18 protein-coding genes are annotated in these 21,960 nt (G+C 65.3%); 9 read left to right on the forward strand and 9 right to left on the reverse strand.

The genetic code is table 11. The annotated features are described in order from the left end of the window. Position 1 precedes the first annotated feature (1 nt). The 5 genes from KIT10_02095 to KIT10_02115 all read right to left on the reverse strand — a co-directional run bounded on the left by KIT10_02095 (position 2) and on the right by KIT10_02115 (position 9,704). A complete protein-coding gene (locus KIT10_02095) occupies positions 2 to 505 on the reverse strand; it encodes a tryptophan-rich sensory protein (protein MCW5898033.1) in 504 nt (167 codons plus the stop codon). A 70-nt stretch (positions 506 to 575) separates the two neighbouring features. Further along, positions 576 to 2,801 carry a BamA/TamA family outer membrane protein gene (locus KIT10_02100; protein MCW5898034.1) on the reverse strand — a complete coding sequence of 742 codons (2,226 nt, stop codon included), beginning with the start codon at positions 2,799 to 2,801 and terminating at the stop codon, positions 576 to 578. Positions 2,802 to 2,923: 122 nt separating this feature from the next. Then, positions 2,924 to 8,005, reverse strand: coding sequence for a translocation/assembly module TamB (locus KIT10_02105; protein ID MCW5898035.1), 5,082 nt, complete (start codon positions 8,003 to 8,005; stop codon positions 2,924 to 2,926). A gap of 56 nt (positions 8,006 to 8,061) precedes the next feature. After that, positions 8,062 to 9,027, reverse strand: a complete 966-nt coding sequence (locus tag KIT10_02110; protein ID MCW5898036.1) for an SIMPL domain-containing protein — start codon at positions 9,025 to 9,027, stop codon at positions 8,062 to 8,064. A 44-nt stretch (positions 9,028 to 9,071) separates the two neighbouring features. After that, on the reverse strand, positions 9,072 to 9,704 hold the full coding sequence (locus tag KIT10_02115; GenBank protein MCW5898037.1) for a carboxypeptidase-like regulatory domain-containing protein: 633 nt from the start codon (positions 9,702 to 9,704) through the stop codon (positions 9,072 to 9,074). 230 nt (positions 9,705 to 9,934) lie between these two features. On the opposite strand from KIT10_02115, the gene KIT10_02120 reads away from it, so the two are divergent. From KIT10_02120 to yaaA, 6 genes are all read left to right on the forward strand, one after another. Further along, positions 9,935 to 10,993 (forward strand): T9SS type A sorting domain-containing protein, encoded by a 1,059-nt coding sequence (locus KIT10_02120; protein MCW5898038.1) that lies wholly within the window; start codon positions 9,935 to 9,937, stop codon positions 10,991 to 10,993. A gap of 96 nt (positions 10,994 to 11,089) precedes the next feature. After that, positions 11,090 to 11,674 carry a LemA family protein gene (locus KIT10_02125; GenBank protein ID MCW5898039.1) on the forward strand — a complete coding sequence of 195 codons (585 nt, stop codon included), beginning with the start codon at positions 11,090 to 11,092 and terminating at the stop codon, positions 11,672 to 11,674. Position 11,675: 1 nt separating this feature from the next. Continuing rightward, the gene (locus KIT10_02130; GenBank protein MCW5898040.1) at positions 11,676 to 12,119 is read left to right on the forward strand and encodes a TPM domain-containing protein; all 444 of its coding nucleotides are present in this window, start codon (positions 11,676 to 11,678) and stop codon (positions 12,117 to 12,119) included. Further along, positions 12,116 to 12,916 (forward strand): TPM domain-containing protein, encoded by an 801-nt coding sequence (locus tag KIT10_02135; GenBank protein ID MCW5898041.1) that lies wholly within the window; start codon positions 12,116 to 12,118, stop codon positions 12,914 to 12,916. The genes KIT10_02130 and KIT10_02135 overlap by 4 nt, the downstream gene beginning before the upstream one ends. Before the next feature lie 51 nt (positions 12,917 to 12,967). Further along, on the forward strand, positions 12,968 to 13,729 hold the full coding sequence (locus KIT10_02140; GenBank protein ID MCW5898042.1) for a TerB family tellurite resistance protein: 762 nt from the start codon (positions 12,968 to 12,970) through the stop codon (positions 13,727 to 13,729). A gap of 96 nt (positions 13,730 to 13,825) precedes the next feature. Continuing rightward, the gene (gene yaaA / locus KIT10_02145; GenBank protein MCW5898043.1) at positions 13,826 to 14,593 is read left to right on the forward strand and encodes a peroxide stress protein YaaA; all 768 of its coding nucleotides are present in this window, start codon (positions 13,826 to 13,828) and stop codon (positions 14,591 to 14,593) included. Here the strand turns inward: yaaA and KIT10_02150 are convergent. Further along, positions 14,590 to 15,213, reverse strand: a complete 624-nt coding sequence (locus KIT10_02150) for a hypothetical protein (GenBank protein MCW5898044.1) — start codon at positions 15,211 to 15,213, stop codon at positions 14,590 to 14,592. The two genes, yaaA and KIT10_02150, sit on opposite strands and share 4 nt — an antisense overlap. A 367-nt stretch (positions 15,214 to 15,580) precedes the next feature. Between KIT10_02150 and KIT10_02155 the strand changes: the two genes are divergently transcribed. Together KIT10_02155 and KIT10_02160 are read left to right on the forward strand one after the other, a co-directional pair. Next, positions 15,581 to 16,405 (forward strand): alpha/beta hydrolase, encoded by an 825-nt coding sequence (locus tag KIT10_02155; protein ID MCW5898045.1) that lies wholly within the window; start codon positions 15,581 to 15,583, stop codon positions 16,403 to 16,405. 152 nt (positions 16,406 to 16,557) lie between these two features. Then, the gene (locus KIT10_02160; protein ID MCW5898046.1) at positions 16,558 to 17,166 is read left to right on the forward strand and encodes an FKBP-type peptidyl-prolyl cis-trans isomerase; all 609 of its coding nucleotides are present in this window, start codon (positions 16,558 to 16,560) and stop codon (positions 17,164 to 17,166) included. Positions 17,167 to 17,612: 446 nt separating this feature from the next. On the opposite strand, the gene KIT10_02165 is transcribed toward KIT10_02160, so the two are convergent. The 3 genes from KIT10_02165 to KIT10_02175 are packed head-to-tail and all read right to left on the reverse strand — an operon-like array spanning position 17,613 to position 20,622. Next, complete coding sequence (locus KIT10_02165; protein ID MCW5898047.1) at positions 17,613 to 17,885, reverse strand: DUF551 domain-containing protein; 273 nt, start codon at positions 17,883 to 17,885, stop codon at positions 17,613 to 17,615. Between the two features lie 36 nt (positions 17,886 to 17,921). Next, a complete protein-coding gene (locus KIT10_02170; GenBank protein ID MCW5898048.1) occupies positions 17,922 to 19,475 on the reverse strand; it encodes a hypothetical protein in 1,554 nt (517 codons plus the stop codon). A gap of 31 nt (positions 19,476 to 19,506) precedes the next feature. Beyond that, the gene (locus tag KIT10_02175; protein ID MCW5898049.1) at positions 19,507 to 20,622 is read right to left on the reverse strand and encodes an alkane 1-monooxygenase; all 1,116 of its coding nucleotides are present in this window, start codon (positions 20,620 to 20,622) and stop codon (positions 19,507 to 19,509) included. A 52-nt stretch (positions 20,623 to 20,674) separates the two neighbouring features. Between KIT10_02175 and KIT10_02180 the strand changes: the two genes are divergently transcribed. Further along, a complete protein-coding gene (locus KIT10_02180) occupies positions 20,675 to 21,958 on the forward strand; it encodes an insulinase family protein (protein MCW5898050.1) in 1,284 nt (427 codons plus the stop codon). Positions 21,959 to 21,960: the final 2 nt, after the last annotated feature.

The raw sequence follows: 21,960 nt of genomic DNA on the forward strand, positions 1-21,960 counted from the left end.
CTCAGTTCAGCACGTGGATCGCGGCGTTGAGGACGCTGGCGAAGGATACCCACAGCAGATAGGGCATCATCAGGTAGGCGGCCCAGCGGTCGATGGGGTGGAAGGCGCGGATGCAGAGGATGATCGTGAGGAGCAGCAGGGTGATGTCCACCAGCGCCAGCCCGGGGCTTTTCAGCCCGAAGAAGAGCAGCGACCAGAGCACGTTGAGCAGCAGTTGAAGGCCGTAGAGCAACAGCCCACGCCGCACCTGGGGATCGTCCGTGCCGTTGCTCCACACCAATCCGGCGGCGAATCCCATCAGAATGTAGAGCACCGTCCACACCGGGCCGAAAACGCTGTTGGGTGGATTGAAGGAGGGCTTTTCGATCTCCATGTACCAGCCTTCCACGGCTCCCGCCGTCACCAGCCCTGATGCGCTGCCGAGCAGCAGGGTGACGACGATGGCGATGCCCACTTTCCAGGCGGGCGATGCGGTGTCCAGGAGGCGGAAGGTGCGGTCGAGCATGGCGCTTTCTACGATGCAACAACCGTTCCGTTGCGCTTGTTCCCGACCTTGGACCTTCAACCTTCTACCATCAGAAGGGATAGCCTATCGCGATGTTCACGATCATGCCCCGGAACCAGTTGGCCTCGGGGTCCTGGAAGGTCCAGCGCAGGCCATCGGGCCGGTCGGGCCGGTGCAATGGCGCGGCCAGGTCGATCCGGATGACGATCCCCTCAGGGTCGATGCGCAGGCCGAAGCCCGCGTCCATGGCCAGTTCGCCGAGGAAGTCGTCATACTCCAACTTGCCGCCAGGGCGCTGGGGGTCGTCCTGCAGCAGCCACACGTTGCCGGCATCGGCGAAGAGCGCGCCTTTGATGAAGCCCGTGATGGTAAAGCGGTACTCCAGGTTGGCTTCGATGCGCACGTCGCCCACCTGGTCGATGAGCAGGTTGTTGATCTGGGTGCCCACATAGCTGCCCGGCCCCACGCTGCGCGCCCTGAAACCCCGCAGGCTGTTGGTGCCACCGGCGAAGTACTGCTTCACGTAAGGCACCGTGCTGCTGTTGCCGTAGGCGAAGGCGCCATGGACGAGCAGGCGTGAGACCAACAGGGCGTCGGTGCGGCCCACGCGCTGGTACCAGCGCAGTTCAGGGCGCAGGCGCACGAACTGCGAATAGCGTTCGCCGAAGAGCGTGTAGCCTTCCTCCGGCCGCGGACCCTCCAAGCCGCGGTACACGGCGCTGGTGAGCAGGCCGCCCTCATCGCCGCCCAGGGAGTACACGAGCCAGCCGCGCTGCCGGGCACGCCGCTGGGTGCTGCGCGTGTAGGTGTAGCCGAAGCCGATGATGAACTGCTCCTCGAAGCTGCGCTTGATGGCCGGGTTGGCCTCCAGGAAGAGGTCGAAATCCTCCGAGGTGTAGTACAGGTTGTTGTAGCTCACGTCGAGGAGCTTCAGGTCATGCCAGGTGCGGCGGTCCTCGCGCCAGGTGTAGCCCACGCCCGTGTTGGCGCTTTCCAGGCCATACAGGCCGATGCGTCTGAAGAGACCGTAGCCCAGTTCGAAGTGTGTGATCGGGGCGCTCGTGCGGGTGGTGCGCAGGAATGGCAGCAGCAGCATGCGCGGCACCTGGAGGCCGGCCTTGGCGCCGATCTCATACGCGTTGGTGCCCCGCCCGGCACCGGCCACCTGCGTCTCGAAACGCGAGTTGAGGTCCAGGGTGAACTGCTCGGCGCCCCGGAAAAGGTCGCGGTCGCGAAAACCGAACTTCAGACCCGGGCCCGCGAAGTTGTTGCTCTTGCTGATGGCGTTGAGTTCGCTGAAAAGCGAGAAGCGCCGTTGCGGGGTGAGCACGATCTCGGTGTGGAGTACGCCCTGCCGCAGACTGTCGTCCTGGTAATTGATGTCCACGCTGCGGAACACGCCGTAGCTGTTGAGGTAGCGCTGGGTGGCGTTGTGGCGCCGCAGGGAATAGCGTTCGCCAGGCCGGATGAAGACGCCCCGGGTGATGGTGCGTGGACGGTACATGCCCAGGTAGTCCACATAATGCACGCTGTCCACGAGCGTGGTGTCCGACGGCGGGAGGAGTTCATCGCGATCGCCGTGCACCATGACATCGCCGATGGAGTACCGCATGCGCTTGACGGCGCTGGTGGCGGGTTTCAGGCGCAGGTGCAGGGACACGGACCGGCCGGGTATGGTGGTGTCGGCGGCCCAGACGAGGTCATCGGCGCGCAGGCGGAACCAGCCACGGTCGCGCAGTTGGTCGGCCACGCGGTCGCGCTCGCTGGTGAGCAGGGCCAGGTGGTAGGGCTCGCTGGTGCGCAGCAGGGAACCACGCGCGCTGCTCGCCAGTGCGCTGTCGGGCCCGGCCGCGGTGCTGTCGCCCCAGCGGATCTCCCGGATCAGATGCGGCGCTCCGGGTGTCACCGTGAAGTGCACATGGGCCGTGCGTTCGCGCCGGTCTATCCGATAGCTGCTCCGTGCGCTGAAGTAGCCCCGGTTGTTCATGCGGTTCACCAGTGCGGCGTTGATGTCGTCCAGCGGCACATCGGCCAGGTACACCGGCGCCGAACCGATCTTGTGCTTGAGCAGGTTGCGCAGGCCTTTGGGCCGGTCCGGTTCCTTCACCATGTTGTGCAGCGCCACCGTGGGCCGCACCCCCAGCAGGCTGTTGTTGGGCGTGGGCGTCACCACTTCCTCCAACTCGATCAGGGCCAGGCGAGCATCGAAGGCCGGCTTCTCTGTCCAGGCCACCGTGAAGCCCGCGAACAAAGGCCTTTCCTCGCTCGCGTACTTCAACCCGGTGCAAGAGGACATCACCAGGGGCATCATCACCATCATGGCATGGCTCCATCGGCCCATCGCCGACCTTCCCCCGGTGGGTATCCGGGCTTTCAACCCTGCCTGCCGGCAGGCAGGTTCCAACGACCTTCCCGTCCTCATTCCTCCTCTTTGTTGGTGGCCTGTTGACGTCGCTTCGCTTCCTCGCGCTTGCGTTCCCTGTCGCGGTGGTTCTCCTCGAATTCGCGCGTGATGGTGATGGCGATGCCGTTGTTGATGATCTCGCCGTCGTAGAGGTCGAAGGCGTTCTCGTGGAAGGCGCGCAGCCGCAGCCGTCCATCGGTGGTAAGGTCGTAGCTGATGGCGTATTGCGCCGCGCGGTTGTTGCTCACCCCGCTCACGCCCTGCTGCCTTTCGTCCACGCCCAGCGATCCCCCGGCCTCGATGCGCACGCGGTCGTTGAGGATCCGCTGGCTCACGCGGTAGTCCACCGAGGTGCGCTGGTACAACTCCCCGCCCGCGCTTTGGTCATAGGTGTTCACGCCAAGCTGTATGTCCATGCCCTTGATCATCTGCCCGGTGAGGCGGTTGAGCTGGTCGGTGAGGATGCTGTTCACCGAGTTGCGCGCCGCGGTGGTGGCCAGGCTGGCGCTGGGCTGCCCGCTGGCGCCATCATCCTCGATGAAGGTGTTCAGCACCAGCAGCCCGAAGACCTGCCGGTTCAACTCCTCCTCGTTGGCGGGCTGCGCCAGTTGGTCCAGACGGCTGCCCACCTGCGGGAAGTTGTTGCGCGAGAGGCGGTCCAGCTCCAGGCCGAAGGATATCGCGGGGTTGTCGATCAGCTCCCGGATGTTGATCAGTACATCGAAGGGCAAACGGGCCTGCAGGCGGTTGCGTTCACTTTCGGTGATGCCGCCGCGCGCGTTGGCCACCAGCGGGAAGGGTGCGGCATCGGCGCGGTAGCGGGCCTGGATGTCCATGCGGCCCCGCAGCGGATCGCCGTCCCACACCACGGTGCCGCCGGGCACCAGCTCGAAGCGCTTCTTCACCAGCCCGTAGAACTCCAGCGTGTACCCGCCATCGGCCACGGCGAAGGACCCGCGCAGGTCCATGTCGCTGTCGGGCGCATAGCGGAAACGCAGGTCGGCCTCGCCGCTGAAGGTGGCCTGATCGCCTGTGGTGGGGTCGATCACCACGGCGAAGCGCGCGCGCTTGTCCAGGCGGATGCGCAGGTCCAGCGCCACCCCGGGCAATTGCGCCGCCAGTGAATCGCGCAGCATCTCGCTGTCGGTGCGAACGGCCAGTGTGTCCTGCCGGCCGAAGTCCGTGGTGAACTCCACGATGCCTTCATGGTCGATCAGCTCCACGCGGCTGCCGGGCAGCACGATGCTGATCGCGGTGCCGTCCAGGATGCCCACATCGCCCCGCACGTCGGGGTTCAGGGCCGTGCCGCCGATGCGCAGGTCGATGCCACCGAAGAGTTGCCCGAAGAACATGGCGTTGTCCTCGATGGTGCTGTTCACCAGTTGGAAGCGATCGGTGCGCAGGCGCAGGTCCAACCCGGGCACCATGCGCTTCGCGGTATGGATGCGGCCATCCAGCTGGAAACGGTTGCCTGCCGTGTCCAACACGGTCACCCGGTCGAAGAGCATCCCTTCCGCATCGAAGACGACCGTCTCCTTCGGCAGGCGGTACATGGCGCCGGTCTGGATCACGCCCACTCCGGCCCGGGTGAAGGTGGTGCGCCCGATGATGCTCATATCATCGCCGTGCTGCTCATAGCGCAGATGTCCATCCAGCCCGCCTTCCACGGCGAAGAGGTACTCGGTGACGAAGGGCTTCAGGAAGGAGAGGTCCTGGAAGGCGAGTTCGGCATCGGCACGGATGTGCGGTCTTTCACCGCGCAGGTCGGCGTCGGCCTTGGCGCGCAACTGGTTCCCCGGCCCATCCAGCGTGATCTCCCCGCGGTACCGGGCGGCCTCGATCTCGGCGGCCTGCATGCGCAGATCGCCCATCGGCACGCCCTGTATGGCCAGTTCACGGATGGTGAGGTCCGCTTCCAATCGTCCGGCATCCACGAAGGGAAGGCTGATGATGCCCGTGGTCCTGCCACGCACCAGGGGCAGACTGTCGCTGGTGCCCACCAATTGGGAGATGGTACTGAGCCGGAAGGCCTCGAACTCGATGTGCTGCCGCTGCCGTCCGGTGCGCATGGCCACGCGCTCGCCCTGGCTGGTGAGTTCGAAATGCTCGGCGCGCGGCCCTTCCTCGGTGAAGCGCAGCGCGTTCTCAGGATGTGCGGCCCAATCGCGCTTGTTCAGGAGGAAGGTCTCGGTCATGTGCAGCACCGGAATGCCGTCCTCGCGGCGCAGGGTGGCCCCGATGCGGTAGCGGTCGTCGCCAGCGTCGGTGATGCGGAAGGTGGCATCCAGCGCGTCGTTGGCGGTATTGGCCTCCAGGGCCAGGTTCTCCAGATACATGGAATCGCGCTCCACACGTGCGAGCCGCATGGCGCCCTGGAGCTTGTTGCCTTCGGCGTCCAGGTCCAAGGCCAGCCCATGCAGGTCCACACCGGCGTAGTCCAGATGCGGCACATCGATGTGCAGGCCCAGTTGGTCCGTGTCGCTGTCGTAGTACCCGTCGAAGCGGCGCAGCTCGATCGCGTCCAGTTCCGGGAAGACGATGTCCGTGAGCCATTCCGTCCGCGGCAGGGTCATTTTCAGGTCCATGCGTCGGCCGGCCACGGGTTCGAAAGCGCCTTCGGGCTGGAAGAAGCTGGTGATCTTCTGCTGCGCGCGGGGCACGATGCTGTCCGCGCCCAAGTTGCTGTGGTAGGTGAGGGTGATGGCGTCACTGTCCAGTTCCACGGCGGTGGAATCGCTGGCGAGCAGCGCACCGATGCGGAAGCGCTGGAAAAGGAACTCCTCGTTGCCGTTGGAGAGCCGCAGGTCGCGGGCACCCAGCTTGGTGCTGCCGTGGAATTCCGGCGAGAAGGCCAACCGGCCAGCGAGTCCGCCAGACAGATCAAGCGGCCAGCCCACGAGTCCGAGCTCCTGCAGTTGGAGCTTGCGCATCACCAGGTCCAGGTCCACGGCCAGACTGTCGCCAGGTTGCGGCCAGCGCCCTTTGGCATCCAGCAGCAGGTCGGCATGTTCGGCGCGGGCCATCAGGCCCATGGCCAGGCTGTCGCCCTGGGCGGTGAGGTGCAGGCGCAGACTGCTGAGGTCGTTGCCGGCGTAGGTGAGCGCGGTGGGGGTCACCGAGATGGACCCACGCCGCGAAGGGCCGTTCAGGTCTTCGCCTCCGGCCACCACCTTCAGATCGATGGGTCCAAGCGACGTGTCGCCCACGATCCTCCCGGCGTCGATCGCCGAGAGGGTGAGCGCGAGATCGAGACCATCGGGCATGTTGCCGCTCCAGTCGTGCACCACGGCGAAGCCCGTCACGCGGCCCAGGTCGCTGTTCAGGGCGAGGACCGTGCGTAAGGTGCCACGCTCGCCGCTGGCATCGCCGCGCATGCTGAGGTGTTGCGGAAACGTCACATCTGGCGGTGCGAAGGCCCGCGCCACCTGCCGGATGCCCTTGCCCATCACGAATTCTTCCAGGTGCAGGGCGAAATCGTTGAAGGGCCAGTTCTCCGCGCGGCGGGTACGTCCTTCCAGGCGGATGCGGCTGCCCTGGTCGCCGGTGAGATGCAGGCCCATGCTTTCCGCACTGTTGGCGGTGCCTTGCAACCACGCACGCGTGTCCCAGATCTCCTCCGCGGAGGCGGCGGCGGGCAGCGCGATGCCCAATGCGGCGAGCAGGGGATGGAGGCCCGCCATGCGGAGTTGGGCGCTGAGCTCGGCCTCGAGGGGAACCGCGTAGGGGGTACGGTAGGCGCGCGACAGATCGCCGGGATGGGCCCGCAGTTGGAAGGCGATGGTGTTGTCCATGGCGCTGATCCGCCCTTTGTGCAACGCGATGGTTTCCGGGGTGGCGACCAAGGCGAAGGATAGTTCGAGTGAAGTGGTGTCGGGCCCTGCGGCGACACGCATCCGCTCCAGTTCCATGGCGATGCGTGAATTGTTGACGGCGATCCCCTGCGCTTGCAGCTCGATCCCACGCGACACCACTTGGGTGGCATCCGCGAGCGAGCTGGGCGTGGCGATGCTGTCAGTATGCAGGGCGAAACGGCTCTGTGCGATGCGCAGATCGCCGATCGCCAGGTCCCAGTCCTGTGTCCAATACCTGAAACCGTCATCGCGGTCCAGCCACAAGGGATCCGGATGGGCCGTGGTATCCGGCACGTCCTCACCCGACATCGCCAGCATGCCGAAGTCGAGCCCCGCGATATCCACCCGCTCCAGGTCGATGTGTTGTCGCACTGAGGCCATGGCGCGTGTCCGCACTTCCCCGTGTCGCAGGCCGAGCCACAGGCTGTCGCCGCTGCCGGTGGTCTTCATGGTGAAGTTCACCGCTTCCAAGGCGATCCTGCGGAAGCGCACGTCGATGTCCGCCAAGGGGTTCTCCAGTTCAGGATAGGCCGGGGGCGTGGGATCGCCGCCCGCGAGGCGCAGGTCGAGGCGGGTATTGTTCAAGCGCAGTTCACCGGCATGGAAGATCAGCGGATCCAGCGCGAAGCGGTCGAAGCCCAGGTCCAATTCGCCCAAGCGCAATTCCAGCTCCAGTGAAGAGGGCGCCAGATGCATGGTGTAATGGATCCTCTCCAACCGCACCTGTCCCAAGCGGATGTGCGGGCCGCCGCCGGTTTCCTCCTCCACCACCGGTGCGCTCGGCTCTTCACCCACGAAGGCATCGATGATGAACTGGAAGTTGAACACGCTGTCCGTGTCCTGCGTGAGCGTGGCGCGTGTGTCGGCGAGGTGGACGCGCTTGAGAAAAATATCGCCGCCCAGCAAGGCACGCAGGCCTACATCGGACTTCAGCAGGCCCGCATGCAGCAAGGTGTCGCCCCTCTGGTCCGCCACGAAGAGGCCCTCCAACTTCAGCCCCAGGGGAAAGCGCAACCGCAATGCTTCCAGTTCCACTCTGGTGCCTGTCTTCTCGCGGAGAATGGCCACCGCCTTGCCGCGCACCAGGTCCTGCACCGGCGGCAGATAGAGCAGCAACGCGGCCAGGGCTGTGATCAGGAGGGGGAGGAGGAGGAGCCCGGCCACCACCCGCAGCCACCGGCGGCCCCTGCTCCGCTGGGCATTTGGGGGCTTCGCGTCATTGGTATCGGCGGAGGGCGGCGACAATGCGCCGAAGTTACTGAGGGGCCTCACCGCGCACCCTCACGCCACACCTGCAGTGGTCACAAGCGCAGCTCCTTCATCTCTCCCTTGTCCGTGACCATGAAGTAGCGCACGATCTCCTTCGCTTCCTTCTTGGGGAAGGCCTCGGGCAGTTGGCAGTGCAGGGTGAGGTTGTAGGTGTATTGTACCGGTGGTTCGGTGATCTCGGCGTGCAGCACGATGTCGAATTGACCGTAGGGCACCTTGTTGTAGAAGTGCGCGTTGGGCCGGCGCACATCGTTCACCACCTGGCCCTTGCGGCGGCTGTTGAGGCTGCTCTGAACGCGGCTCTGGTAGGTGGTGTAGCGGTCCAGGGGGAAGTAGGCCCCGTTCCGCTCGGCAGCGACGCGGTGGCTTTCACCCGTCTTCAGGCCCAACTTCTCGCAATTGGCCAGCTTCTGTTGCAGCAGCTTGGTGGCGAACATCCGCAGCGTGTCGTAGGCCGCGCCCTGGTGCTTCACGAAGAAGTCCACCTTCACCAGATCGTAGATCTCCTCCTTGGCGCAGGCGGTCACCAGTTGGTCCAGCACGCGCGCATCGGTGAAGCGGATGTGGATGTTCTTCTGGATCTCGAAGCCGGCGGGGATCTCCTGGTAGCTGCGGCTGAAGAGCTTGCGGTTCGCTTCCAACTCATACACGGGCACGAAGGAGAGCATGTCGGTGAAGACGTCGGCATCCTTGATCCCATGCCTGGCCACGCGTTTCAGCACGCCACCGATGCGCGCGTTCATCAGGCTGTCGGCCTCCTCGGCGGTCTGGCCCAATTGCGTCACGTGGAAGATCGCCAGGTAGCTGTCGGCCCGCACGTTCATCATGGCGTTCACCTCCAGCACCAGCATGTTGCCCTGTATGCTGGCCTTCACCGGCTGCTCGGCCTGTTGGAACCAGATGCGGCTCGCGGCCTCGTACATGAGGTTGCCCATGGCCTGGGGCCGCGCGGACAAGGCGGAGAACAGCAGTGCGAAAGCGAGGAGCGGACGGGTCATGATCGGGGTTTTGCCCGATCGGTACACGCGCCCTTGGGGGCGGTTCAGTCCTTCTTCCTGAAATCCCCGTTCTGCCAGGCCTGGATGAATTGCGCCCAGGCGATGGGGTTGAAAAGGTTCACCGTGGGCGTGCCGCCGCTGTAGTAGAGCTGCGTGCGGTCCATGGCCATCTGGTACTGGAAGCTCTGGTAGGCGTCCGGCGGCAGGTTCTCCATGCGCTGGATCATCTCGGCGGGCGAGAGGTTGCGCATGGCCAGCTGGAAGTCGTCCTCCGGCAGCTTCAGGTTGAGGAAGGCCTCCTTGAACTGCTCCCGCGAGGGCCAGGGGTACACGCTGATCTCGCCCAGCATGATGGTGTCGCGCGCCATCACGTGGATCATGGAGTATTTGCTCTCGGGCAGGTCGCGCGGGATGACGTACTGCGAGCGCTGGAAGCCCACGGCGCTGAACAGGATGGTATCGCCCTCCTGCGCCACGAAGCTGAAGTAGCCGAACACATCGCTCATGGTGCCCCGGAAGCTGTTCTTGATGAGGATGTTGGTGAAGGGCACCGGCGAGAGGCTGTCGGTGACCACCACGCCGCTGAACTGCACCAGGTCGTTCTTACGCTCGGGCTGGGCCTGGGCCATGGCGGCGGCCAGGAGAAGGGGCAACAGGGCGAGGAGCTTCGATCGCATGTGGACAAAGGTAGCGGCGCGGCCGGGCAAGCTTCGGGCCGTTGTGCTTCGCCCTGGACCGGGAATGGACGGGAATGAACGGAAATGACGGGGGCCGCAACTGGTCGGCTGGAGCATGCCCATGCACGACCATCCATGTACATGCATGTTTCTGCCGGGCCGGATCCCGGCCCGTTGTGCGGCATGGTCCCACCGGATAGCTTTGTGTGCTCCCTTCTCCCCCAGCCACCATGCGACACTTCCTGCTCCTGGGCGCCTGTGCGCTCCTCGCTCCTGTTACAGCCCAGATCGTCATCGGCCCGGCCGACATGCCCATCGCCGGCGACACCATGCGCTACCAGACCACCCTGCCCGCCGGTATCAATGTGGAGCAGACCGGCCCCGGCGTGGTGTGGGACTTCGGCGACCTGCAGCCCTTGCTGCCCGGCGCCGACACCGCGGTCACCGTGGCCTCCACGCCCTTTCTCTACCAATTCTTCTTCAACAACAACATCCTCTACCCGGAGCACGCCGCCAACTACGCGGTGAAGGGCATGGGCTTCAGCCTGCAGGGCATCACGCTGGAGAACGTCTTCGAGTACTACAAGATCGGCCCCACCGGATTCCGGAATGTGGGCTTCGGCGCCACCATCAACGGTCTGCCCGCCTCGGTGCGCCGCATCCCCGTGGATTGGATCCACCGTTTTCCCATGGAATACGGGGATACGGACGACTCCTTCAGCGAATTCCAGATCGACATCCCCACCCTCGGCTTCTTTGGCCAGACGCAACAGCGCGACAACGTGGTGGACGGCTGGGGCACCCTCTACCTGCCGGCGGACACCTTCCAAGTGCTGCGCGTGCGTTCCACGCTGACCCGGCGCGACACCATTTTCGTGGACCAGATCGGCATCGGCTTCGGCTTCGATGAGCCCCTCACCGTGGAGTACAAGTGGATCGCGCCCGGCATGGACGTGCCCGTGCTGCTGGTGACCACCACAGCCGGTGTGCCCGGAACCGCGCGCTTCCATTACAACCCCGGTGTTACCAGCGTGGAGGAGACCATCAGCGGCACGCTGCCGCAGGTCTTCCCCAACCCCGCTTCGGAAATGGTGCGCGTACGGATCCCCGAAGGATGGCGCGGCCAGCTCTTCCTGCACGATGCCACCGGCCGCGTGGTGCTTGGTGGCCTGGCCGTGACACCCGGCGCGGACATCGCCCTGGACCTTGGCGGCCTGGCCGCCGGCTCCTACCTGCTGCGGATCCAGGGCACCTCCCTGTGGACCACGCGTCTGGTGGTGGCACGCTGATCCCTGCCAGCCTGACACGTGCACCGTGTTGGAACGATGCTTGATCGCGAGCACCGCCGCTACCTTCGCGGCATTACCTGACACCCCCGACACAACATGAAAAGCATCGGTCTCTGGATCTTCGTGGGCGTGATCGCCCTGCTCGCCTTCTGGGGCATGCGCTTCTACAACGGCACCATCGGCATGGACGAGGACGTGAAGAAGCAGTGGAGCAACGTGGAGAACGCCTACCAGCTGCGCGCTGACAAGACGCAGAACCTGGTGGCCATCGTGAAGGGCGCCGCCGATTTCGAGCAGGAGACCCTCACCGGCGTGATCGAAGCCCGCGCCAAGGCCACCAGCGTCAATGTCAGCGCGGACAACCTCACGCCCGAGAACATCCGCGCCTTTGAAGAGGCCCAGCAACAGTTCACCGGTGCCCTCTCGCGCCTGATGGTGACCGTGGAGCGCTACCCCGAGCTGAAGGCCGTGCAGGGTTTCCGCGATTTCCAGGCCCAGTACGAGGGCATGGAGAACCGAATCGGCGTGGAGCGCCGCAAGTACAACGAGGTGGCGCGCGAATTCAACACCCGCATCAAGCGCTTCCCCGGCAACCTGCTCGCCGGCATGTTCGGCTTCTCGGAGAAGGGCTACTTCGAGGCCCGCGAAGGCACCGACCAGGCACCGCAGATCGCTTTCTGACGTGCTCACCGCCGAGGACTTCCTGACCGACGAGGAGCGTGCCCGCGTGGCGGCGGCCATCGGCGAGGCCGAACGCCTCACCAGCGGCGAGATCCGCGTGCATGTCGAGGACCACATCGAGGAGGATGTGCTGGACCATGCCGCCTACATCTTCACCGAACTCGGCATGCAGCACACGCGCGAACGCAACGGCGTGCTCATCTACGTCTCCGCCGGCGATCGGCTGGTGGCGGTCGTGGGCGACAAGGGCGTGAATGAAAAGGTGCCCACCGGCTTTTGGGACCAGACCCTCGCCGTATTGAAGCTCCATTTCGCCGCCGAGCGCCGGGCCGATGGCCTGTGCGAAGCGGTGCGCATGGTGGCCGCCCTGCTCGCCAAGCACTACCCACCGCGTCGCGATGACGTGGACGAGTTGTCCAACGAAGTGAGCATCGGGCGGCGATGAGGACGAAAGGGGTCCTGCTCTTCCTTCTGCTCACATCCACCGGGTGGGCCGCATCGTTCGATTGCTCACTGAAGCCGCCGCCGGAGCGCCAGCAGGACAAGCTGGTGTGGCAGTATGGTGAGCCCTGGCTGAAAGCCGCCGAGGTGGAGCGCCTCAATGCCAAACTCGTGGAATTCGCCCGCGAGACCAGCAACCAGATCCTGGTGCTGGTGGTGGACACCCTCTGCGGCTACCCCGAATCGGACCTCGCCTTCGAAGTGGGGGAGAAGTGGGGCATCGGACAGAAGCGCTTCGACAACGGGATCGTCTTCCTCGTGAAGCCCTTCGGCAAGCCCGGCGAGCGCGCGCTCTTCATCGCCGTGGGCTACGGCCTCGAAGGCGTGATCCCCGACCTCACCGCCAAACGCATCGTGGACCGCGAGGCCATTCCGCACTTCCAGGAAGGCCGCTACTTCCAAGGCGTGGACCAGGCCACCGACGTGCTCATGGCACTGGCCAAGGGCGAGTTCGATGAAAAGAGCTACGGCCGTGATCCGATCCCCTGGGGCGTCCTCGCCTTCATTGTCATCATGATCGTGGTGATGACGCTGTCCTGGCGTGGAGGTGTGAAACGCTACGCCAAGCGCAACAACATCGATTTCTGGACCGCCATGTGGCTCCTGTCGCAGACCCAGCAGAAGCACGGGCGCCGTGGCGGTGGCGGCTTCGGTGGCGGTTTTGGCGGTGGCGGTGGCGGCGGATTCGGTGGCTTCGGTGGCGGCGGCTTCGGTGGCGGCGGCGCCGGTGGCCGCTGGTAACGCCAACCTCCATCATCCAAACCCACACCCTACCAACCTTCCAACCATCCCTTGACCTTCAACAAATGGATCGGCGGCGGACTGGGCTGGGCCTTCGGTGGCCCCATCGGTGGCGTGCTGGGCTTCGCCGTGGGCGCGATGATCGATCGCATGGGCCGTGGGGAATGGATCCCGGGGCCTGAGGAGGGTGCCGGACCTGGTGGGCATACGCAGCACACGGGCCGCACTACCACCGGCGATCTGGCCATGAGCCTGGTGGTGCTCAGCGCCGCGCTGATGAAGGCCGATGGCCGCGTGACACGCAACGAGCTGGACCATGTGCGGCGCTTCTTCCTGGCCCAGTTCGGCACCCTGCGCGCCAAGGAAATGTTGCTGGCCCTGCGTGAAGTGCTGCAGCGCGACATCCCCCTGCGCGAGGTGTGCGAGCAGGTGCGGCGGAACATGCCCCATCCCGTGCGGCTGCAACTGATGCACTACCTCATCGGCCTGGCCAACGCCGATGGCCGCGTGGAACGCAGCGAACGCGATCTGCTGCACCGCATCGCGCAGGACATCGGCATCAGCGACAAGGACCTCGCCTCGCTCAGCGCCATGTTCCGCATGGCCGACCCCACCGCCGCCTACGCCGTGCTGGAGATCGATCCCAAGGCCAGCGACGAGGAGGTGAAGAAGGCCTACCGCCGCATGGCCATGAAGTTCCACCCGGACAAAGTGGCCCAGCTGGGCGAGGAGGTGCAAAAGGCAGCGGCCGAGAAGTTCAAGAAGGTGCAACAGGCCTATGAAAGCATACAAAAGGAGCGGGGGATGAAGTAGTCTCTTGCCGTTGGAGGATGAAGGTCGCGGGAACCTCCTCCAGGGAACAACGCCTTCCACTTTCGACATTCAACCCCAAGCCTTCATCAACCACCCATGCTCATCCTGCTCTCCCCGGCCAAAGACCTCAATGAAAGTCCCGTGAGCGGCATCCGGACCACGGTGCCGGTGCTGTTGGAGCATGCCGTGCCGCTGGCGGAGAAGTTGCGCGGCATGAGCGCGAAGAAGCTCGCCACGCTCATGGACATCAGCCCCAAGCTGGCCGCGCTGAACCACGCGCGTTACCAGGCCTGGTCGGTGCCGTTCGGGAAGCATGCGCTGCCGGCGGGCTTCGCCTTCAACGGCGAGGCCTATCGGGGGCTGGACATCCGCACGCTTGATGCTGACGACCTCCGTTTCGCGCAGCGGCATTTGCGGATCCTGTCCGGGTTGTATGGCGTGCTGCGTCCGCTGGACCGCATGCTGCCCTATCGCTTGGAAATGGGCACCCCCTTGGCCATGGGCCGTGGCTTGAAGGACCTCTATGCCTGGTGGGGCGATCGCATCACCGACGCGTTGCAGGGTGATCTGAAACAGGCGGGGAAGGTGGTGGTGAACCTCGCCTCGCAGGAATACTTCAAGGCGGTGAGGACCGGACGGCTTGGTGTACCGGTGATCACGCCCGTATTCAAGGACCGCGTGGGGAGCGGTCACAAGGTGGTCATGGTCTTCGCCAAACACCAGCGCGGCGCCATGGCGCGGCACATCATCCGGCACCGCATCCTCGATCCGCAGGCGCTGAAGAAGTACGATGGTGATGGTTACCGCTTCAGCGCGGAGGAGAGCACGGTGGACCAGTGGGTCTTTCTGCGCGACCGGCGTTAGAAGCGCAAGAGCAGTCCGGCCGTGAGCCGCGTGGAGGACCACGATACGGAGATCGGCCTGCCGTCCGCGTCGTTCACCGCTTCGCCCTCCAGGGCAAGATCGGCCGTGGCGCTGGCCGCATGATCCGCAGCGACGAAGGCCCCCAGCGTGCCGGAGACCATGCGCAGCCAGCGGGCGCCCACCTGCACCACACCAGCGTTCGCCCCATAAGGCAACCTGCCGCCCACCGGACGCAAGGCCAGGATCGAGGTGCCTGCGCCTGCCAGGAGTTCCAGCGCCGCACGTTCACCGATCCATGGACGCCAGCTCGCTTCCAATTGATAGGTGGTGATGCGCAGGCGTTCCAAGGGCTCCGCATGTTCAGCGCTGCCGATGCGGTCGTAGTGCAGGCCCAGGGACCACCGCTTGCCGAAGCCGTGCGCGAAGGCGAAGCGTACCGCGCCACAGGGCAGTTCCGGTTGGCCGATCCCCCCGCCCGACCCGTGCAGGTCCAGCAGCCCCGCACCGCCGCCGAGGCTGCTCACCAGGCTGCCCTTGCGAACCGATTGCGCATTCGCCGTACAAGGCGCCAGCAGCGCCACCACGAGCGCCGCCCATGCGAGATCACGCGGACCGACCATGGTGCAAAGGTCGGCAGGGGGGTCAGTGTCTCAGTTCGCTAACAGGTCAGGTCGGCGAACATCGACGTTGACATACCCTTTTCCACCCTTTGCTTCGCCAAAAGGTGGAGCCAAAAGGCGACCACGATCCGAGCCGCAGCCCGGCTCACACGGGCCCGCAGCACAAGCCCACGAGCCGGGCGCGTCCGCGCGGATCGTGGACGCCCACCGCACGCTGTACCTGCACGCTCTGCTGTACACTACGAACTCTTGCTCCTCAACTGTCCGTTGCTGTTGGGCGCCCAGGCCGAAGCATCGGTCATGGAACTGATCAACATGGGTCGAAGTGAGACACTACGCAGGGGGCCACCACCGGTAATTTCGCCCCATGGGTCTGCTGTGGATGTTGGCCGGTGTGCTGCTGGTGGGCTATGCGGCCCTCTGCCTCTTCTACTGGATCTTCCAGGAGCGCTTCATCTTCATCCGGTTCCGGGTGGGACCGAACTACCGCTGGCGGTTCACCTTCCCATTCGAGGAACGTTGGCTGGATACCGGGGATGGCGCCCGCCTGCACGCCTTGTACTTCCCGGCGGAGAAGCCGCGCGGCGCGATCCTCTACTTCCATGGCAACACGGGCAGCTTGCGGCGCTGGGGCAGTTTGGCGCCGCGCTTCACGCGCATGGGCTTCGATGTGCTCATGCCCGACCCACGCGGCTACGGCAAAAGCCGGGGACGCCTCAGCGAGGCCGCCCTGCTGGATGATGCCGAAGCGTGGTACAAGCACCTTGGTATGCGATGGCGCGAGGAGGACATCGTGCTCTTCGGCCGATCATTGGGCAGCGCAATGGCCACCCCGCTCGCGGCCGCGCACAGTTCGCGCCTGCTCCTGCTGGAAACGCCCTTCGCCAATCTCTACGATGTGGCCATGTCCTATCTGCCCATCCTGCCCTACCGCCTGTTGCTGCGCTATCCCTTCCGCAACGACAAGGCCATCCGCCGGGTGCGCTGCCCGGTGTACATCTTCCACGGCCGCCGCGATACGCTGGTGCCCTACAACAGCGCGTTGCGGCTCTATGCCCAGGTGCCCGCGGACCTGCCGCGCGAGATGATCACCTTTCCCCGGGGCCACCACGGCGACCTGTCGCGCTTCCGGAAGTATGACAAGACCCTGCGCCGGGTGCTGATCGCGGCAGGGGGTGGGGGGGCGCGGTGAAGCATGAACATCCGCCTCCCTGGCCACCGCCTAACTTCGCGCCCTTCAAAACGCCGAACATGACCATCCGCATCATATCCGCCGCGCTGGCGATGACCGTCCTCAGCGCTTGTTCCCAAGGCCAGAAAGGCCGCACGCCGCTGAAGACCGAGATGGACTCGGTGAGCTACGCCATCGGGGCCGACATCGGCGCCAACTTCAAGCGCAACAAGCTGGAGGGCGTGAACCTCGAAGCCATGCGTGATGGCCTGCGCGATGGGCTGGACAGCAGCGTGACCATGGACGAGATGGTGCTGCAGAGCGTGGTGCAGCGCTACATGATGCGCATGCAGGAGGAGCGCCAGGCCGAGGAGCGCAAGCAGGGCGAGGAGAACCGGGTGATCGGCGAGGAATACCTGCTGGCCAACGGCAAGCGCGCGGGGGTGACCACCACCGAGAGCGGCCTGCAGTATGAAGTGATCAAGATGGGCACGGGGCCGAAGCCCACGGCGAGCGACCGCGTGAAGGTGCACTACGCCGGCACCTTGATCGATGGCACCGAGTTCGACAGCAGCGTGCGCCGCGGCGAACCGGCCGTGTTCGGCGTGACCCAGGTGATCCGCGGCTGGGTGGAGGCCCTGCAACTGATGCCCGTGGGCAGCAAGTGGAAACTGCACATCCCCAGCGATCTGGCCTATGGCCCCAGTGGTGGCCCCGGCGGCGCCATCCCGCCCAACAGCGTGCTCATCTTCGAGGTGGAGCTGCTGGAGATCGTGAAGTAGGAGGGTGCAAGGGGTGGTAGGTCCCAAGTGGAAAGGTGCGAGCGCGGGTGCGCTTGCACCTTTTCACTTTTCCACCCCTTGCACTTTGGTAGTGTCCCTGTTCGCCGATGAACAAACGCTCAGACCCTCCTTTCCACCTTTTGCTTCGCCAAAAGGTGGAGCCAAAAGGCGACCACGATCCAAGCGCAGGGCCACGCACCCACATACCCGCGCACTATCAGCGTTGGCCCGCGCCGCGCGGATCGTGGACACCCACGCACACGGTGGCCGTGAGGTCTATGCGCTCCGGACCCTTATGCCGGTCCACCACCCGATGGTCCCTGGCATTTGCGGCCCGAGACAATGTTCACAGAGCGTTTGGGGGCGAGCCAAAGTGGGACACTACCTGCAATCTCCACCTTCATGCCCTCTCGCCCTTGCACGTTCCACCCCTTGCACCCTTTCCACTAAGGCGCTTCCGGCAAAGGCATCCAGTGGGTGACGTCGGCGAAGAAGTGGTTGCTGGAACCCTCGCCCTGCCAGAAGTGGGGCACGCCGCTGTAGCCGGTCTTGCTGGCGTTCTTCAGGAAATGGTCGCGTAGGAAACGCAGGATCACCACGGGCCGCTCCTCGTGGTCGCCGCTCTTGCCGGGCAGGTACACCCGGTTGGCGGGCAGATGGCAAAGCACGCGCTGGCCGTCCTCGGGCAGTTTTTCTTCCACGGATATCCAGGCGCTCATGCGGTCAAGGTCGATGTGTGGCCAAGATAGGAGCCATCACAGAGGCTCGTCCGGTACAGCGCCGGCGGTGACCAGGGCCAGCAGCTGGTCCGCTGCGGTGCGCGCGAGTTCCTTGATCTCTTCAGGCTCGTTGGCGAAGAGCTTGCCGGCCTCCTTGCGGAGCAGATAACCGATCACTTCGGGGCGGATCTCCAGACCGGTGGTGGTGCTCACCGATTTGTCCAGGTGGAGCCAATGCCACAGCATCCTCAGCGCCAGCCGCAACGAGGAGCGATCGTGCAGGCGCCCGCCCTGCTCCACCCGCCCTTGCCCCGTAGGGTGATAGGTGAGGGCGCAAAGCGCGGTGCGCGTCATGGCCAGCAGGCTGTCCACGGCGACGGGGCCTTCCGGTGTGCGCAGCAGATCGGCCGCATGGAAGACCTCATGGCGCAGGTAGTTCATCTGGTGCGCGCGCGGCATGCCCTTGTTGAACTCCATCACGGCGGCGTTCACCTGACCGGCGTGCGTGACCAGGGTGCCATCATGACCATCCACCGCCTGGCGCTCCTTGTCCGCCAGCATGGACAGGTGGTCGGCTCCGGCACGGAGGGGATCCTTCGGCGGCAGGGTGAAGGAAGGCGGACCGATGGCGTGGCAGCCACGCCGATGGCACAGGCCGATGAGATGGAGACTGAGCGCGCGCAGAAACGGGCTGTCCAGCCCGATGGTCTCACGGCCTGGCAAGGGTGCTCCTTGGGGATCGTGGAACTGCGCGATGATGTCCGCCACACAGGCCTGCGGGTCGAAGGAGAGTCCGGCGCTGTGCTGTGCCAGAGCGAAGAGGATCTCATCCGCTTCCAGCATCGCGCGCACGTTGTCGATCATCACCGTGGCGCGGATGGTGCCCGTGGGCAGGTCGGCGCATTCCTCCAGTTCATGGAACAACCGGCCCCACCATCCTGCTTCCTGCTGGCCCCGCACGTCGCGCAGGTAGAGGTGCACTCCGCCCTGCCTTTCCATCAGGTTAATGGCGCAATTGCCCACCACGCGGGCCAGGTCGATGATGGACGCGGCGATGTCGTCGCCCGCGCCTTCGGCCGCATGCGCCGGCACGTGCAAGGGGCGCGGCACCACCATCAACCGCACGGTGCTGGCGGGATTCATGCGGATGCGGCCACCTTCGGCGGGTACATAGGCCAGGTCGGCCCTGGAGGCGCGTTCCAGATTGCGGTGCGCGCGAATGATGCGCCAGGGGTCCCCGGCACAGAGGTCCCACAGATCGGCCACGTAGCTCTTGGCACCGGTGTTCAGGCCATCCACCAGCTCCTGCCGCGTGGCACCGCCGAGCAATTCCACGCGCCGCTCCAACAAGCTCTCGGGCGGGGTGGCCACCTGCCATTCCTTCATACGCAGCGCCGCGGTCGCCTCAGGGAATTCCACCGATGAGCGGTCCGTCCAGGGCAGCGGATCACGGCGCGCTTCCAGTAGAGCGATCCGCTCCGCACCGAATGTGCCGTGAAGATGCCGCGCGAGGTCCAGCGTCTTCGGGTCCAGGAAGGATCGCTTCAGGGTATGCGCCAAAGGGTGATGCCCGAGCGCCTGCTGCGCCATGGCGCCGCGAAAGTAGCCATGGGTGCCGCCCTCAGCGCGCCAGCTCCAGATGCTCGCGTTCGGCCGCGAGGCTCCGCAGGCGGGGATGCAACACGTGGAAGAAGAGCGGTGGCACAAGGCTCAGCACCATCATGCCCGGATAGCCGGTGGGCATCTGCGGCGCATCGGCGTGGCTTTGCAGGATCTGGTACTTGCGGCTGGCTTTCCAGTGGTGGTCGCTGTGCCGCGTGAGCTCGAAAAGCATCAAACGCCCCGGCAGGTGGTCGCTGTTCCACGAGTGGTAGTGCATCACACGCACCGGAGCACCTTGCGCGCCGATCGTCCTGCGCAGTCCATAGTGCTCGATGTAGTTCACCGTTTCCAGCAGGAGGATGCCCATGAGCGCCGCGCCCAGGAACGCCCACACCGCGGCCAGGCCGAAAACCAGCGCTATGGTCGTGACCAGCGCACCCTGCCACAGCATCGCCTGGGTCATTTCGTTGGCCGGGCCGTAGGGGGCCTTGCCTGCCTTGCGCAGCCGGTCGGCCTCGATGCGCCAGGAGCTGAGGAAGCTGAACACGATGCTGCGCGCCCAGAAGGCGTAGACGCTTTCGCCGTAGCGCGCCGAGGCGGGGTCATCAGCCGTGGCCACGCGGCGGTGGTGACCGCGGTTGTGCTCGATGATGAAGTGCATGTAAAGGCTGGTGAGCAGCAGCGCCCGGGCCAGGTCGCGCTCCCAGCGCTTGGCGCGGTGGCCCAACTCATGCGCCACGTTGATGCCGTAGATGCCGCACAACATGCCCATGGTGGCGATGCGCCCGGCGATCTCCCAGCCTGCCTGGCCCGGCGCGCCCACCGTGGCCAGGAACCAGATGAGCATGCCCCATTGCACCGGCACGATCAGGTAGAGGATCACATCAAAGACCGGATCCTCCAAGGCCGCCCGTTCCTCCTGCTCATTCAGTTTGTAGTGCTTCCCGCTGAGGAACAATTCGGCGAGCGGGATCACCACGAAGGCATGCACGGGCAACACCCAGGTCCAGATGCCGCCGAGCAGGAAACCCGCCGCCGCGATCAGCGGTGCGGTGAAGGTGATGGCGTAGCGCAGGGCCCTGAGGCGCATACGGCGGCGCACCTTTGGGGCGATGGCGGAGGCGGTCCCGGACATGCTCCAAAGTTATCGGCGGGCGAAGCGCACCGCGCTAATTTGGCGCCTTCCCATGGTGCACCAGGCAGGTTCTTCCGCTGCGGACCCGGAGATCACATTCACGGAATTCACGTTGGACAACGGTCTGCATGTGATCCTGCACGAGGACCACAGCACGCCCATCGTGGCGGTGGGCGTGATGTATCACGTGGGCAGCAAGGACGATGCGCCCGGCCGCAAGGGCTTCGCGCACTTCTTCGAGCACCTGCTCTTCGAGGGTTCGGCCAACATCCCGCGGGGCGAATTCAGCCGCCATGTGGAGCGTGCCGGGGGGCAGCTCAACGCCAACACCAGCAGTGACCGCACCTATTACTATGAAGTATTGCCCAGCAATCGGCTGGCCCTGGGGCTGTGGCTGGAGCGTGAACGCATGCTGCACGCCCGTGTGGACCGCCAGGGCGTGGACACCCAGCGCGATGTGGTGCGTGAGGAATGGCGGCAGATGTACGAGAACCGCCCCTACGGCAACCTGCTGCCCGAGGTGCTGCGGCGCGCCTACAGCGATCATCCCTACCAATGGCCGGTGATCGGCCACATGCCCGATCTGGAATCGGCCGGGGAGGGGGACTTCCGCGATTTCTACCAGCGCTATTATGTGCCGCGTAACGCCGTGCTGGTCCTTGCCGGAGACTTCGATACCGTCCAGGCGCGCGAACTGGTACACCACTATTTCGATGACATCCCCATGGGCGCAGAGGTCCCTCGGACGCCGTTGCCGGTGGCCGGGCTTGAACACGAGGTGCGTGCCGTGGTGCACGATCGCGTGGAACTGCCGGCCGTGGTGCAGGCCTACCGCATACCGCCGGTGCGGGATCCCGCCTTCATGCCGGTGGATCTGCTCCTGCATGGCATGTCCTCGGGCCATGCGGCGCGGCTGAAACGGGCCTTGAAGGACCGCCACCGGCTGGCCGTACAGGTGGGCAGCTTCGCCCTGCCCTTCGAGCAGGGTGGCCTGGCCATGATCTTCGCCATCGCCAATACCGGCGTGGATCCCAGCGTGCTGGAACGGGCCATGGACGAGGAACTCCAGCGGCTGCGCGAAACGACCATGGAGCCGGCCGAATTGGACGCGATCCGCACCCGGGCCCGCATGGAAGCGGTGCAGGGCATGCGGCGCATGGCCGGTGTGGCGCACCGGCTGGCCACGGCCCACATACTACAAGGGGGCGCGCACGCCGTGCGGGATGAACTGGCCCGCATGGCCGGAGTGACTTTGCAGGACATCAGGCAGGCCGCACTGGACCATTTGGACCCCGCACGCCGCGTGCTGCTCCACTATCTTCCGGCCCATTCCTGAGA

The organism is Flavobacteriales bacterium (assembly GCA_026129465.1).
GTDB lineage: Bacteria > Bacteroidota > Bacteroidia > Flavobacteriales_F > PHOS-HE28 > PHOS-HE28.